Origin of the sequence: Paenibacillus sp. FSL L8-0340 (assembly GCF_038593145.1) — a bacterium.
Taxonomy (GTDB): domain Bacteria; phylum Bacillota; class Bacilli; order Paenibacillales; family Paenibacillaceae; genus Paenibacillus_AQ.
Map to the genome: position 1 here is coordinate 3,879,104 of NZ_CP151967.1, position 14,845 is coordinate 3,893,948.

Below are 14,845 nucleotides of genomic sequence, written 5' to 3' on the forward strand. Positions count from 1 at the left end.
TTTTATTGCGAAGAACATCATTCCATTATTTGATACACTTTGTGCATATTTGGATGCGGGGTTTGATCCGCTAAATATGAAAGACATGACCGGAGATGAAGTGTCAGGATGAAGTCAAAGCTGTACAAATCAGATACGGTCAAGAAAGGGGGATCATCACAAGACTGAGCAAAGAGAACATTTTGAAGATATGAAGAAAAATGAAGTTTCGCTGTTATGGCGGTTTCATGTTCAGATTTTCCCCTGATTTCTAAAATGAATTTTAGATAAATAGGAGGAGTTAAGTACATGAGTATAAAAGCTATTTCCATCAAGAAACCTGTGCTTGCATTCTTTATGTCATTTCTAATGGTAATTTCGCTTGCAATTCCCCCATCTCCGGGATATGCAGAGTCAGCGGGCAGTCAGACCGCCCGTCAGGCGGAATATCTTGACCGCGGTCTGGTTGCGATTCTGGCCGACAACGGCGTGTTCTTGAGCTGGCGGTATTTAAATACGGATCCAAATGAAATCGCTTTCAATGTATATAAAAACGGATATAAAGTCAACACGTCGCCCATCAGCGATGCCACGAATTATGTGGACACAACAGGCGCAGACAGCTCACAGTATCAGATTTCCGCCGTCATTGCCGGCAAGGAAGAAATGCAGCCGGAGACGGTATCGGTGTGGCATAGTGATTATTTACCCATTCCGCTGGATAAACCGGCCGACGGCCGAACCAAAGACGGGGGCACGTATTCCTATTATGCCGGTGATGCTTCCGTGGCGGATTTGGATGGTGACGGCGAATTTGAAATCATTTTCCTGTGGAGTCCGAGCAATTCGAAGGACAATTCCCAGGCCGGCTATACCGGCAATGTCTATATTGATGCTGTTAAACTTGATGGCACCAAGCTCTGGCGGATCGACCTGGGTGTCAATATCCGCGCCGGAGCTCATTATACCCAGCTGATGGTATATGATCTGGACGGCAACGGCAAAGCCGAGGTTGTCGTCAAAACAGCGGACGGAACGAAGGACGGTCAGGACACCGTGATCGGAGACGGAACGAAGGATTACCGTAACGACGGCGGGTATATCCTGACGGGCCCGGAATATCTTACGCTGTTCGACGGACAGACCGGAGCAGCCGTGTCCACCGTAGAATATGAGCCTCCAAGAGGCGATGTAAGCGCATGGGGCGACGGATACGGCAACCGTGTAGACCGGTTCCTGGCCGGTATTGCCTACTTGGACGGCGTGAAGCCAAGCGTAGTCATGGCCCGCGGCTACTATACGCGCACCGTGCTCGCGGCTTATGACTATGTTGGCGGCAAATTAGTGCAGCGCTGGACCTTTGATACCAACGAGGCAGGGGCACAATATCAGGGACAAGGCAATCACAATTTAAGTGTGCTGGATGCCGACGCTGACGGCAAAGATGAAATCATGTACGGCGCGCTCGCGATAGACGACGACGGAAGCTTGCTGTATAGCACCGGACTCGGCCATGGCGATGCGATGCATGCCGGCAAGCTCGATCCGAACCGGGACGGCTACCAGATCGTCAGCGTACATGAACACACGAATGCCGAATACGGGCTGGAGATGCGCGATGCCGCTTCAGGAGAAATTATTTGGGGCCAGTATACAGGGAAAGATACCGGCCGCGGAATGTCGGCGGATATTGATCCGAATTATCCTGGTTACGAATCCTGGGCATCCACGATTGTCAACGGACAGATGGACCCTTTATCCCGCGGATATGCAGCGAACGGAGAAGTCATTTATGAACAGAATGAAGTGCCGCGAAGTGCAAACTTTGCGATCTGGTGGGATGGCGATCTCCAGCGGGAGCTGTTCGACCACGAATGGAACAACAGTACAGCGAAAGGTATTCCGCTCATTTACAAGTGGGATTACGGGAATAAGCAGCTGAAGGAAATCTTCCGGGCAGCAGGGAGCTTAACGAATAACCATACCAAAGGAAATCCGGCACTTCAGGCGGATATATTGGGCGATTGGCGTGAGGAGCTTCTGCTGCGCAGTGAAGACAGCACGGAATACAGACTTTATACGACGACAATTCCGACAAGCTACCGGATTCCCGCGTTGATGCAAGATCCGGTATACCGGCTGGGTGTAGCCTGGCAGAATGTAAGTTACAACCAGCCGCCTCACACGGGATTTTATCTCGGGGCGGAAGCGACGGAATTCCCTAAAGCGAATTTGGCTCTTACCGGCGGAAAAGAAGTACCGGAGCAGGTCTATCACTTTGATTTCGGTACAGACCCTGCGGCTGGTACAACCGCCGTGCAGGATACACTCTATGCACAAGCTACGGGTTACGGATTCGAGAAGACAAGCGGAATTACGGTGGATGCAAACCATGTTTCTCTGCCGGAAAACGCCAAATTCGCTGTAGACCTGCCCAATGCCAATTACAAGGTAACGTTCAAACTGGGCGATGATGCACGCGACTCGAACGTAGGCGTCAAATCCGAATTCGTTCAGAAGCTGGCCGTAACCAGCGTGAACGCGGGAGAACCCCGGATCTATTCTTATGACGTTGCGCTGGTAGACGGCCAGCTGGAGTTCATCTTCTCCGGCACGGCCATTGATGTGCAGGAAATCATCATTGAGAAATACCCGGAGAAATCACCGGGAGCCGCGACGACGATCTATTTGGCTGGCGATTCGACGATGCAGTCTTACAGCGCGCTGCAGGCTCCGCAGGAAGGCTGGGGTCAGCAATTCGGGCGCTATTTCTCTAAAGGCGTTGTGGTCCAAAATGATGCGATCGGCGGCAGAAGCAGCAAATCGTTTATGGTTGACGGCCGTCTGGATACGATACTAGAGCGGATCAAGCCGGGAGATTTCTTCTTTATTTCCTTCGGCCATAACGACGCCAGCGCAGGCATTCCGGACCGGTATGCAGCTCCGGCGGATTACAAAACATACTTGGCCCGTTATGTGAAAGGCGCCAGACAGCGCGGTGCAACACCGGTGCTGCTTACTCCGGTAGGGCGCAGAGATTTCAATACAATAACTCAAGAATTTAACGTAAGCTTCCCGGAATATGTGAAGGCTGCCAAAGAAGTGGCGGAAGAGCTGGGCGCGCCGCTGATTGATTTGAGCCAGTTAAGCGTTACGTATTACGATAAGATCGGCCTGAGTGCTACGGAGAAAATCTTCCTGTACGCCAATCCAGGCGAATATCCGAAGTACCCGAACGGTGTGGGCGATAATACGCATTTCAGCAGCTACGGTGCGCAGGTCATTGCCGCATTAGTTGCGGGAGCGGTGAAAGACATGGATTTAAGCCTTTCGCCGTATGTCATTGACCCGGACATTTTGGAACCCGAGCCGGAACCGGAGATCCAGGTCTATGAGGAAAACTTTGAGGGCGATCCTGCCGCCTCCGAATATGCGCTGGTCAATGCCACAGGTATCGGCGGGCAGATGACGGGAACGGTCGCAGAGCAGAACGGGAACAAGGTGCTGTCCCTTAGCGGTTCCGGCTCCGGACACCGGGCGAAAGTGTTCCGCCTGTTCGATGCAGTGAATGGCGACATCGTCAATGTCAATTTTGACTGGCATTCCGGCAATGTGGGCGCATCCCCGTCGGAAGGACATCTGTCACTCCAGGATGCGAACGAGAATATTATTTTTACTCTGTTCACAAAGTCCGGCACCACAAGTCCAGATACGAAAATCCATTATTTTGCAGGCCCATATACAGCAGACTATGGTACCGGCACTTCAGCTGTTCCAGAAGGCGGCACAGCCACGAACATCCTAAAAAACCAGTGGGTCAATGTGGATGTCAATATTAATTTTGCCAAGAAGAAGATAGATTTGACGTTGACTAGCCTGGCGGACCCCAGTGTCACACAGACGATCGGGGATATTCCGATGAATCCCGGTGTCTACGCCAATAACGCAAGGGCACTCCGCTTTCTGGGAACAAGAAAGGGTGGGGGAGGCACATTGAACTGGACCACTCAGATCGATAACGTGAAGATTGAAGGGACGAAGCTGCCGCCGGTTGCCGGCAATCAGAAGGCATTGATAGCGCTTCATGACAAGGTCAAAGCATTGGATCTGTCGTCTTATACAGAAGCATCCAAAGCGGTGCTGAATAAAGCTTTGGCGGCTGTGGAAGCGATCATCGGTACGGAAGCGACGCAGGCCCAGGTCGACCATGCAATGAACATGCTGACGGTCGCGAGGGATTCGTTAACAAGCGAACCGGCAGGTGAGATAAGCGAGTACAAGTTTGATTTTGGCTCTGGGAACGCTGCTGAAGGATACACAAAGGTAGACGCCAAAAGAGCTTACCTGGAAGGAAACGGCTATGGCTTTGCCAATACTGCGCTACTCCAGGACGAGAACCGGGAAACCGGGGATGACCTGAAGGAGGATTTCACCCGCGTGAACGGCACCTCCTTCTTGGTGGAAATGGAGCCGGCCAATTACCGGGTAACAATGACCATTGGCGATTCGCAAGAATCGACCAACGCAGGGGTTGTTGTAGAACAAATGCCCAAATTGCCGGTTACAACTGTACCGAAGGGTGAATTCAAGGAAATTTCATATGACATCGCCCTGATTGACGGCGTCTTTAACTTTGAGTTCTCAGGCAGCACGCCAAAGATCAACGCGCTGAAGATTGAGCGTCTGCCGGGCAACGGTGCGGGCGATCAGCCGGTTATTTATCTGGCAAGTGATTCCACGGTAGCCAATTATGCGGAAAGCCATCGTCCGCAGGCCGGATGGGGCGAAACGCTTAAAGGGTACTTCGATCTGGATCAGATCAGTATCGATAACCGGGCTGTAAGCGGCCTAAGCAGTAAAACCTTCCTCGTAGGCGGATATCTCAACAACATTCTGCTGGGCATTCACGAAGGGGATTATCTATTCATGCAGTGGTCCCATAATGATTCCACACCATCCCGCCCTGAGCGTTACCTTACACCTGAGCAGTTCAAGGTGTATCTGAAAGATTACATTAAAGGCACTGTACAGAGAGGCGGAATTCCGGTTCTGGTTACGCCGGTCAACCGACGCGATTTTACCGGAGAAGTATTGAACAAGAGCTTCCCGGAATATGTGCAGGCAATGAAAGAGACGGCGCAAGAAACCGGAGCATTACTGATCGATCTGAATCAGGCCAGCTGGAAATATTTCCAGGAGCTTGGTCCTGAGGGTACCAAAGCTATTTTCATGTGGGTAGGTACAACTGAGGACAATACCCATCTTCAGATGAACGGTGCGGTCAAGGTATCCGAGATGGTGGCACGGCTTGTGCAAGAGCTGGATATTCCGCTGTCTGACCTTGTCACACTGGAAGAGGAACCATCGGATACGACAGCACCGCATACGACCGCGGCAGTAGAAGGTGAGTCGCGGAACGGGTGGTATGCTTCAGCGGTAAAAGTAACATTTACCGCAACGGATGAAGACCCGGGAGTTGACGCGACCTATTACCAAGTCGATGGCGGCAAAATTGTGAGTGGCACGCATCTAATTCTGAGCGGTGAGGACAATCACACCGTGACCTACTGGAGCGTTGATCTGGACGGCAACAAAGAGACCAAACAGTCGCTTTCGGTGCCGATTGATCTCGCACCTCCGGCCATCGCGATTCAGGGTCAAACGGAATACACTATTGATCAACACGTAGATATCACTTACACGGCCGCCGATACAGCCTCCGGCGTGGCCGAGCCGAATGGCGTAATGGTGAATGCCCCGGCTTATACGCTGGAGCCAGGCTTGAATTCAGTAACTGCAGCGGTCTATGACCGTGCGGGCCGGGAGAGCAGCGTTGACTTCAGCTTCGGAGTTACTGCTACCTTCGTAAGCCTGGCAGAGCTGACACGCACCTTTGCAGCCGAATCGGAAGACCCGGGTGCAGGAGTGGTTGCTGAACAGCTTGCCGGTAAGCTGCAGCAGGCTGAACAATCGGCGAATGCGCGTGATGGTGCGACGGCGCGCCAGCTGCTAGTGGCATACGGCAATGAAGTTGATGCCAGCAGTGATAAGGTGTTTACGGCTGAACAGGCAGACGCGCTGCGTAAGTGGGCCGTATGGCTCAGCCAGGTGACGCCGCTGGCGAGCAGCGCTCCAGGCACTCCAGTGTTGTCCGACAATAACGGGCATGATACGGGTCTTAGAGACGGAGATTACACTATTACGATGAATCTCTGGTGGGGCAATAACGGGACTCTTTTCAAGCTGTACGAGGATGGCAAGCTGATCAAAGAAGTGCCCCTGACTGACCACTCTCCATCCGCCCAGTCCGTGCAGATTGATATTACCGGCAAGCGGAACGGAACGTATGTCTATACCGGTGAACTAATCAATTCACTGGGTATGACGAAAGGTTCGCCGCTGACTGTGACCGTCACCGATGCATCCCCGGGGCAAGCGGTATTATCGAACGACAACTGGGATGGAGACGGCAGCTTTAACGTCAGTATGAATCTGTGGTGGGGGACAAATGCTACCGAATATGAACTCTATGAGAATGGAGTTCTGGTAGACACGCAACCTCTGCAGGCTCATACGCCCGGCGCCCAATCGGCAGTAACAGCAATCTCCGGAAAGGTTCCTGGATCCTATGAATACGAGGTTGTATTACGCAACACGGCGGGTGAAACCAGAACGGCGAAGATGATCGTAACGGTCCAAAAGTAACTGGATGAGGCTCGACAAAACACAAAAAACCGGCTGCTAAATGATCGGCAGCCGGTTTTTTGTGTTGATATAAGTGAAAAAGTGATTACTTAATGATGAGACTAAGGGAAGCGGGAAATTAAAAAAGAACCTGAGTAATTTATCAGGTTCTTCTATATTGCATATAAACAGACTCGATGATATAATCAGTCTGCGTCTTTTTTTAACATGTATAGACATAAATATAACATCTTACATTTTAAATGTACCATGCCGCTGAACTCTTGTCAATTGTTTTTTTCTCAATTTAATGATTAGGAGAGATGTTAAATGAGTTCTTTTGTTCTCGGATTTCAGGAAGTGGACAATACGCAGCTTTTGCTCGTTGGCGGAAAAGGGCTCCATTTAGGGGAATTATCAAAAATAGCAGGAATAAATGTACCCGAAGGATTTTGTGTAACAACAGCGGGATATCAAAAAACCATCGCACAAAACGAAACGTATTCTGCTTTGCTCAATCAGTTAACCTTGCTAAAAGTAGAAGATCGGGATCAAATTAGTGAAATCAGCCGGAAGATTCGACAACTCATTATGGAAGCAGAAATCCCTTCCGATGTTGTGAAAGCAGTAACTCACTATCTCTCCCAGCTTGGTGATGAGCTTGGCTATGCAGTGCGTTCTAGCGCGACTGCCGAAGATTTACCGCATGCCTCTTTTGCGGGTCAACAAGACACCTATTTAAATATCATCGGCAAAAAAGCCATCCTGCAGCATATCAGCAAATGTTGGGCTTCGCTATTTACGGAACGCGCGGTAATCTACCGTATGCGGAATGGATTTGATCACAGTCAAGTTTATTTATCCGTGATCGTTCAAAGGATGATTTCCCCGCAAGCTTCAGGGATATTGTTCACCGCTGATCCAATTAGCAACAACAGGAAGCTGATATCTATCGATGCCAGTTTCGGACTCGGAGAAGCACTGGTTTCTGGTCTGGTATCTCCCGATTGTTATAAAGTACAGGAAGAGGAAATCGCCGTTAAGATAATATCAACCAAACAATTGGCTATCTATGGACTACCAGAAGGCGGCACTGAAACCCGGCAGCTCGATCCCGATCAGCAAAAGGCTCAAACACTTACTGAACATCAAATTTTACAGCTGGCACGGATCGGAAGACAAATCGAAGCTTATTTTGGCTGTCCACAAGATATCGAATGGTGTCTGAACCATGATACCTTTTATATCGTCCAGAGCCGGCCAATCACTACTTTATTCCCGATTCCTGAAGCAAATGATCAAGATAATCACGTTTACGTATCTGTCGGCCATCAACAAATGATGACTGATCCTATGAAACCATTGGGCTTGTCTTTTTACCTGTTAACGACTCCTGCACCTATGCGTATAGCTGGCGGAAGGCTGTTTGTGGATGTCACACCACATTTGGCTTCGCCAGTCAGCGGAAAAATGGTAATAGATGCCTTGGGGAAATCCGATCCGCTCATAAAGGACGCACTGATGACCCTCGTAAAGCGGGGGGATTTTATCAAATCATCAACAGATGGTGAAAAAGCACCGGGGCCAAGTGGGAGCAACAAAGGCATGCCTTCTGCGGGATCTCAACTACAAACTGAAATCGACCCGGCCATTGTTCGTGATTTGATTAAGAGTAGTGAAGCTTCAATAGAAGAGTTACAACAAAACATCCAAACGAAATCAGGATCGGATTTATTTGATTTTATTCTGGAAGATATTCCGCAATTAAAGAAGAATCTTTTCAATCCGCAAAGCTTGGATATCATTATGGCTGCTATGGATGCTTCATCCTGGGTCAATGACAAAATGAACGAGTGGTTAGGTGAAAAAAACGCAGCAGATACGCTTTCCCAATCTGTACAGAACAATATCACTTCGGAAATGGGCCTGGCGCTACTGGGTGTAGCAGATGTGATTCGTCCTTATCCGGAAGTCATTGATTATTTACAACATATAACAGACGATAACTTTTTGGATGAACTGGCTAAGCTTGATGGTGGACAGGAAACCCAAGACGCTATCTATGCATATCTGGCCAAATTCGGAATGCGATGCAGCGGAGAAATTGATCTTACGAAAACCCGTTGGAGTGAAAAACCAGCTACACTTATTCCTATGATTCTCAGTAATATCAAAAACTTTGAGCCAAATGCTAGCAGTCGGAAATTTGTGCAAGGGCAGCAGGAAGCTATGGCTAAAGAACAAAAGTTATTAGAGCGTTTGAAGCAATTACCGGATGGTGAACAAAAAGCCAATGAAACCAAACGAATGATCGACCTGATCCGTAATTTCAGCGGTTACCGGGAATATCCAAAATACGGCATGGTTAACCGCTACTTTGTTTATAAGCAGGCTTTATTGAAAGAAGCGGGACAACTCGTACAAGCGGGCGTCATTCATGGAAAGGAAGATATATTCCACCTCACTTTTGAAGAACTTCGCGAAGTCGTACGCACAAACAAACTAGATTACCAGATCATCAGCAAACGAAAAGACGAATACAAATTGTATGAAAAACTAACTCCACCACGTGTGATCACGTCGGACGGTGAAATCATTTCGGGTGAGTACAAACGAGAAAATCTGCCAGACGAAGCTATTGTAGGTCTAGCTGTTTCCTCCGGAGTTATAGAGGGGCGGGCACGTGTCATCTTAACCATGGAAGATGCTGATCTGGAAGATGGAGATATATTAGTCACCGCATTTACTGACCCTAGCTGGACACCATTGTTTGTATCCATAAAAGGCCTAGTCACCGAAGTAGGTGGACTGATGACCCATGGAGCAGTTATTGCACGAGAATATGGCTTACCTGCAGTTGTCGGAGTGGATAAGGCTACCAAACTGATAAAAGATGGGCAAGTAATTCGCGTGCATGGAACAGAAGGGTATATCGAAATATTGTAATGGCTGAATACGTCATATATGGCCTTAGCTGCAACCTGTCATAGATAGAAGGGCGGGTATCCTGTCGTTCGCAAGTTGAAATCATCGTGCAATCTGCGCAGGCGGTAAGCGTTCATGGCGAATTCACGCAGCTCCTCAAGAATGGTGTAATTCGCCCATGCGCCTGCGACAGCACCGATCCCAGGCACCATCTGCAGCATTTTCCGGAAGTCAATGGCGTCACGATACTCAATCTGAAATGTCTCCCAGTCCATATTCCGGGAGTATTCGGCGTCGGAGACCCACTGTTCCTTTTCAATATGCCAATGCGTGATGGAATAGAGCAACCTGGCACGGCTGTTCAACTCAAAGGCCATTAAAGGTTTCTTTGGCCATAATATCGAACATTTTCATAATCACAAATATAGCAGGGTTGAAAAATTCGCACTTCCATGCTTACAAAGTTGTCAGGGGGATTGCACTAAATGAAACCATCAATACAAAAAATTCGCGATTTAACTTTAGTACGAAGAGCGGGAAGCCCCTTATTGGTCATAGGCTGTGATTCCAGCGCAAGTATCGGGAACAAGCCAATGGATGCTGTGCAGACTCCGCCGGATATAGTCGGCTATTATACAGCCAGAGTTGCGGTTATGGAAGTTCTGTCCGTGGGCGCGGACATACTTACCGTAGTGGATACCCTAGCTGTGGAAAAGTATCCGACAGGGAGCGAAATTATCCGCGGGGTACAAAGGCTGCTGGACGAAGCTGGACTCACGGAGGCTCATTTGAACGGCAGCACGGAAGAAAATTTCAAATCGTGCCAGACCGGCTTAGGGATTACCGTAATCGGGGAAACCGATGAGGAACGGTTGAAGCTGATGCGGTCGGTTGCCGAAGACTGTGTGGTCATGTTGGGGGAACCGCTGATCGGGAGCGCAGTATTGGAACAAGAGGCAAGACTATGCAGTATCCGGCAGCTGCAGTCACTAGTAGCCTCGCCTGAGGTGCATGAGATTCATCCGGTCGGCTCTAAGGGGGCCGGGTATGAAGCTAGACTTCTGGCTGAGCTGAACGGCTGCGTTTTTCAGGCAGTTCCAGGGATCACAGAAAAGCTGAATGCCTCAGGAGGCCCGTCGACGGCGGTGATTTTTTCAGCAGCAGAGGAAAAGCTTGAACACCTCCAATCCGAAATTGGCGGCGAGATGGAGATTATTGGTCGTTTGCTTCCCCTTAGGCGATAGAGAATGCAACAATGATGTGAGGGAATCCCATAAGGGTATTTAAGATAATAGATGAGGATATCTGGTTTGCTCGATAATGCAATGTAGATTCTTCTTTAGTGTAAGAATATTATAAATAACTCAATTTTGGAGGAGTCTGTATGCCATATTGTAAAGTCAAGAATGCCCATATCTATTACGAGGAAATTGGTAAAGGCAAACCGATTATAATGATCCATGGTTTTACACCAGACCATCGTTTAATGAGTGGGTGCATGGAACCGATATTTCAAGATAATTCCGATTGGCGTCGTATCTATCTTGACCTGCCTGGAATGGGACAAACAAAGGATTACGATCAAATATGTAATTCAGATGATATGCTGGAAGCAGTTATAAATTTTATCGAAACTCTGATCCCAAATCAAGATTATCTCATAGCAGGCGAATCATACGGTGGATATATTACAAGAGGAATAATTAATAGACATAAAGATCGTATTGGTGGTGCTGCACTGATTTGTCCATTAATAATTCCTGAACACAAGAGAAGAATACTTCCCGAGCATTTTGTTGTTCATTCTGATCGCGAGTTTATGGACACTTTAAGTGAAGAACAAATAAGTGATTTTAGCGCAAATCAAGTCGTTCTCAATGAATATAATTGGAAAAGGTATTCTGAAGAGGTAGTGGCAGGTTGTAAAATCGCTGACTACGATTTTCTTAGCAAGATTCAAAGAAACTATGGATTTTCCACCAATATCGATGAATTAGTTTTCGATAAACCAACAGTATTTACTCTTGGGCGGCAAGATGCAGTCGTTGGTTACATAGATGCTTTTAGAATTTTAGCTAATTATCCTAGAGCAACCTTTGCCGTTCTAGACCGAGCAGGCCATAATCTTCAGATTGAACAGGCTCTATTATTTGAGTCGCTTATGCGTGAATGGCTTGAAAGAGTAACAGAGTTTGTATTTTAGTTGTGTATTAATCCGTTGAACTAACATTAGCTTGTCAATGGAAGAAATAAATATCCTTTCTCCTGCGATTACTCTCCATCTAAATTAGGGCGACTTATTGAAAATAGAAAGTACCTTTGTTACTGTTATTGATATACAAGCTGAGAAGGAAGGTACGTTATGTCATTAACAACTCAAGTGTTTAAAGCAACAGAGCCTCATGTGAAGATCATCGGGCGGACCCACTACTATAACGAAGTACTGTGGCTGGCTCTCTCAGGCGGCGGGGTGGAATTTTCATTCTATGGCAGAAAAGCGGAGATTACTTTAAAAGGTGATGCTGTCGCCTCAACCGGTAATAACTTGGCTCGAATTGGCATCAGCGTAAACGGGAAACGGGTAATTGACGATCAACTGGACACACCGATTAAAACGTATACTGTATTTGAAAGCGATACTGTGCAGGATATAACGGTAACGGTTATTAAACTATCAGAGGCTGCGATGTCAACAGTTGGAATTCAAGAGATCGCGGTCGATGCTGCGGATGGCATTAAGCCAACCCTGCCAAAATTACATACAATTGAATTCATCGGCGATTCCATTACCTGCGGCTATGGCGTTGATGATGAATATGAGCTGCATTCTTTTTCCACGGCTACTGAAGATGTCACAAAAACCTATGCCTACCTGACTGCTCAGCAGCTTCAGGCTGACTACAGCATGGTTTCATACAGCGGATACGGTATCATCACAGGCTACACGGAAAACGATCAAAAGCTTACCACTCATCTTATTCCGGATTACTATGAAAAAGTGGGCAAGTCTGAGGGGGAATTTGAGGGTACACTGCTGCCCCAAGACGTATACTGGGATTTCAATAAGTTTACACCTGATCTGATTGTCATTAACCTCGGAACGAACGATGATTCCTATACCAAAGAAGAAGCTAGTAAGCAAGCAGAATATGCCCGGAAGTATATTGAATTTCTAAAAATGGTCAGATGCAACAATCCTCATGCTTCAATTCTGTGTACGCTGGGGATTATGGGGGATAGACTGTATCCTTATGTCGAACAAGCGGTTAGCGGGTATAGCCGGGAAACAGGCGACAGCAATATTAGCGCAATGAAGTTTGATGAGCAGCTGGCAGCTGACGGGTACGCCGCCGACTTTCATCCGTCTCAAGCTACTCATAGTAAAGCGGCGAATAAACTGACTGCTCAGATCAAAGAGCTTATGAAGTGGTGAAAAATGAAGAACATTGTAGTCATGTGTTCATTTATTTTTCTGATTCGATAGGTATTTCTGCCTTCCATTACTATTTGACCTAGGCATAACACCGTAAGGCTTCTTCAGAAGGGTATAAAGAATTTCCTTTGTAACTAGTGAGCTAGGTACGGGATGTCCTCCGACATGATAATTCCTCCAATTTTCCAAATAATCCAGCTGCAATCTATTCAGTGAATTCTCAAACGCGCAACCCTTTGTATACTTGTGATTACGGTGATCTAATCTTGTATTATATAAATCGGGACGGAGAAATTCCATCCCGATTTTTGCATTTTATTATAGAGGAACTTAGATGTGGTATTTCCGTGAGATTTTAAAATAAATCGTGCATCACCCTCATATGAACTTCCATTCATAATTGTTACTATAACGGTGTAGCAAGATAATACAGATTAAATTAGGAGGGTTATAGATGTTGAAATGGAAGCGTTCTCTTACAGTCTTGGCCATGACAGCCTTGCTGGGAACGATGGCGGCATGCGGAGGCGGCGGGGCAAAAAACAATGCAGAAACTTCTGCAGAGCCTGCTAGCACAAATACTGCCGAAAAGGGTGCACCCAGCAATGAACCTGTTAAGCTACGAATTATGTGGTGGGGATCCCAGCCGCGACATGAGGCGACCTTGGCTGCGCTGGACTTGTACACAAAGAACAACCCCAATGTTACGTTTGAGCCGGAGTATTCCGGTATGGATGGATATTTGGACAAATTATCGACTCAAGCTGCGGCTAGTAACGCACCAGATATCATTCAGCTTGATCCGGGCTGGATGCCGGACTGGATGTCACGTAACCAATTGGCTGAGCTGGCTCCTGAGGTTGATGTAAGTAAATTTGATGAGAAATTACTGGCCGGAGGCCAACTTGACGGGAAGCAATATGCTGTTCCCCTGGGTTCGGTAGCGTTCGGTATGGTGTATGACAAGGCTGCTATGGATAAGCTTGGGATTGCGAATCCGGCCAATGGTTGGACTTGGGATGATTTCTTCGCCTTGGCCAAGGAATCCAAATCCAAGCTGCCAAGCGGGCAATATTTTACCTTGGACTATGCAGGCAACTACTTCATGTATTCGGCCTACCAATACGCCAAGGGTAAAGGCCAGGTCATCACTGATGATGGTCGCTTTAACGTAGATCAAGCTGCCTACTTGGAATGGACCAAGAAGTTTGAAGAGCTGCGTAAGGAAGGATTGGTTCCTCCGGCAGACGTAAACGCATCCGACAAGGAAAATGATCCGCAAATGGACTTGATGGCAGCTGGCAAAGTTTTGTTCCGGTATAGCTTCTCTAATAATCTGGGCACTTGGGACAGTATTAAACCAGGCGCTTACGCACTTGTAACCATGCCGCGTTCAGAACAAGCAGGCGGATGGTTGAAACCATCCATGTACCTGTCCGTCTCCAAAAACTCCAAGCATGCTGAAGAAGCTAAAAAATTCATCAATTGGTTTGTGAATGATCAGGAGGCAGGTAAGATTCTGCAAACCTTCCGCGGCCTGCCGGCTAACAAGGAAATTTCCACTTCCCTGGAAGCTAGCATGAGTGATTTGGATAAGGTTGGCTTAGAACTCCTCCGTGCTACTGAAACGGATGGACAGACCTGGTCGGCCGGAGCGGGAGGCTGGACGAACTTTATTGACAAAGATTGGGTACTTGTCCGTGATCAGCTCAGTTTTGGAAAAGTTACACCAGAGAAAGCCTTTGAGCAGTTGAAAGAAGCGGCGCAATCTTACGAAAAATAATTCAAGGCCCGGAACAGCCTTGTTCCGGGCCTTGAATTTAT

At 47.7% G+C, this 14,845-nt stretch carries 6 protein-coding genes and 1 pseudogene; 6 read left to right on the forward strand and 1 reads right to left on the reverse strand.

The annotated features are described in order from the left end of the window. Window positions 1-288 precede the first annotated feature (288 nt). Both NST07_RS17365 and ppsA read left to right on the forward strand, forming a co-directional pair. On the forward strand, window positions 289-6,684 hold the full coding sequence (locus tag NST07_RS17365; protein ID WP_342479846.1) for a GDSL-type esterase/lipase family protein: 6,396 nt from the start codon (window positions 289-291) through the stop codon (window positions 6,682-6,684). A gap of 309 nt (window positions 6,685-6,993) precedes the next feature. After that, window positions 6,994-9,609 carry a phosphoenolpyruvate synthase gene (gene ppsA, locus NST07_RS17370; protein ID WP_342479847.1) on the forward strand — a complete coding sequence of 872 codons (2,616 nt, stop codon included), beginning with the start codon at window positions 6,994-6,996 and terminating at the stop codon, window positions 9,607-9,609. Window positions 9,610-9,647: 38 nt separating this feature from the next. Here ppsA and NST07_RS17375 read toward each other — a convergent pair. Further along, window positions 9,648-9,947, reverse strand: a pseudogene (locus NST07_RS17375) (EcsC family protein); the annotation flags it as partial. Window positions 9,948-10,073: 126 nt separating this feature from the next. Between NST07_RS17375 and NST07_RS17380 the strand changes: the two are divergent. The 4 genes from NST07_RS17380 (at window position 10,074) to NST07_RS17395 (ending at window position 14,804) form a co-directional block, all read left to right on the forward strand. Beyond that, window positions 10,074-10,832, forward strand: coding sequence for an AIR synthase related protein (locus NST07_RS17380; RefSeq protein WP_341093336.1), 759 nt, complete (start codon window positions 10,074-10,076; stop codon window positions 10,830-10,832). Between the two features lie 140 nt (window positions 10,833-10,972). Then, the gene (locus tag NST07_RS17385) at window positions 10,973-11,791 is read left to right on the forward strand and encodes an alpha/beta hydrolase (RefSeq protein WP_342479848.1); all 819 of its coding nucleotides are present in this window, start codon (window positions 10,973-10,975) and stop codon (window positions 11,789-11,791) included. 159 nt (window positions 11,792-11,950) lie between these two features. Next, entirely contained in the window at window positions 11,951-13,021 is a 1,071-nt protein-coding gene (locus tag NST07_RS17390; RefSeq protein WP_342479849.1) for a GDSL-type esterase/lipase family protein, read from the forward strand. 454 nt (window positions 13,022-13,475) lie between these two features. Beyond that, window positions 13,476-14,804: an extracellular solute-binding protein gene (locus tag NST07_RS17395; RefSeq protein ID WP_341093339.1), complete on the forward strand. Its 1,329-nt coding sequence runs from the start codon at window positions 13,476-13,478 to the stop codon at window positions 14,802-14,804. Window positions 14,805-14,845: the final 41 nt, after the last annotated feature.

Excerpts from the sequence above, each read along its gene's own strand:
- NST07_RS17385 (WP_342479848.1), top strand. The coding sequence starts at position 10,973 with ATGCCATATTGTAAAGTCAAGAATGCCCATATCTATTACGAGGAAATT.
- NST07_RS17365 (WP_342479846.1), top strand. The coding sequence starts at position 289 with ATGAGTATAAAAGCTATTTCCATCAAGAAACCTGTGCTTGCATTCTTT.
- NST07_RS17395 (WP_341093339.1), top strand. The coding sequence starts at position 13,476 with ATGTTGAAATGGAAGCGTTCTCTTACAGTCTTGGCCATGACAGCCTTG.
- NST07_RS17380 (WP_341093336.1), top strand. The coding sequence starts at position 10,074 with ATGAAACCATCAATACAAAAAATTCGCGATTTAACTTTAGTACGAAGA.
- NST07_RS17390 (WP_342479849.1), top strand. The coding sequence starts at position 11,951 with ATGTCATTAACAACTCAAGTGTTTAAAGCAACAGAGCCTCATGTGAAG.
- ppsA (WP_342479847.1), top strand. The coding sequence starts at position 6,994 with ATGAGTTCTTTTGTTCTCGGATTTCAGGAAGTGGACAATACGCAGCTT.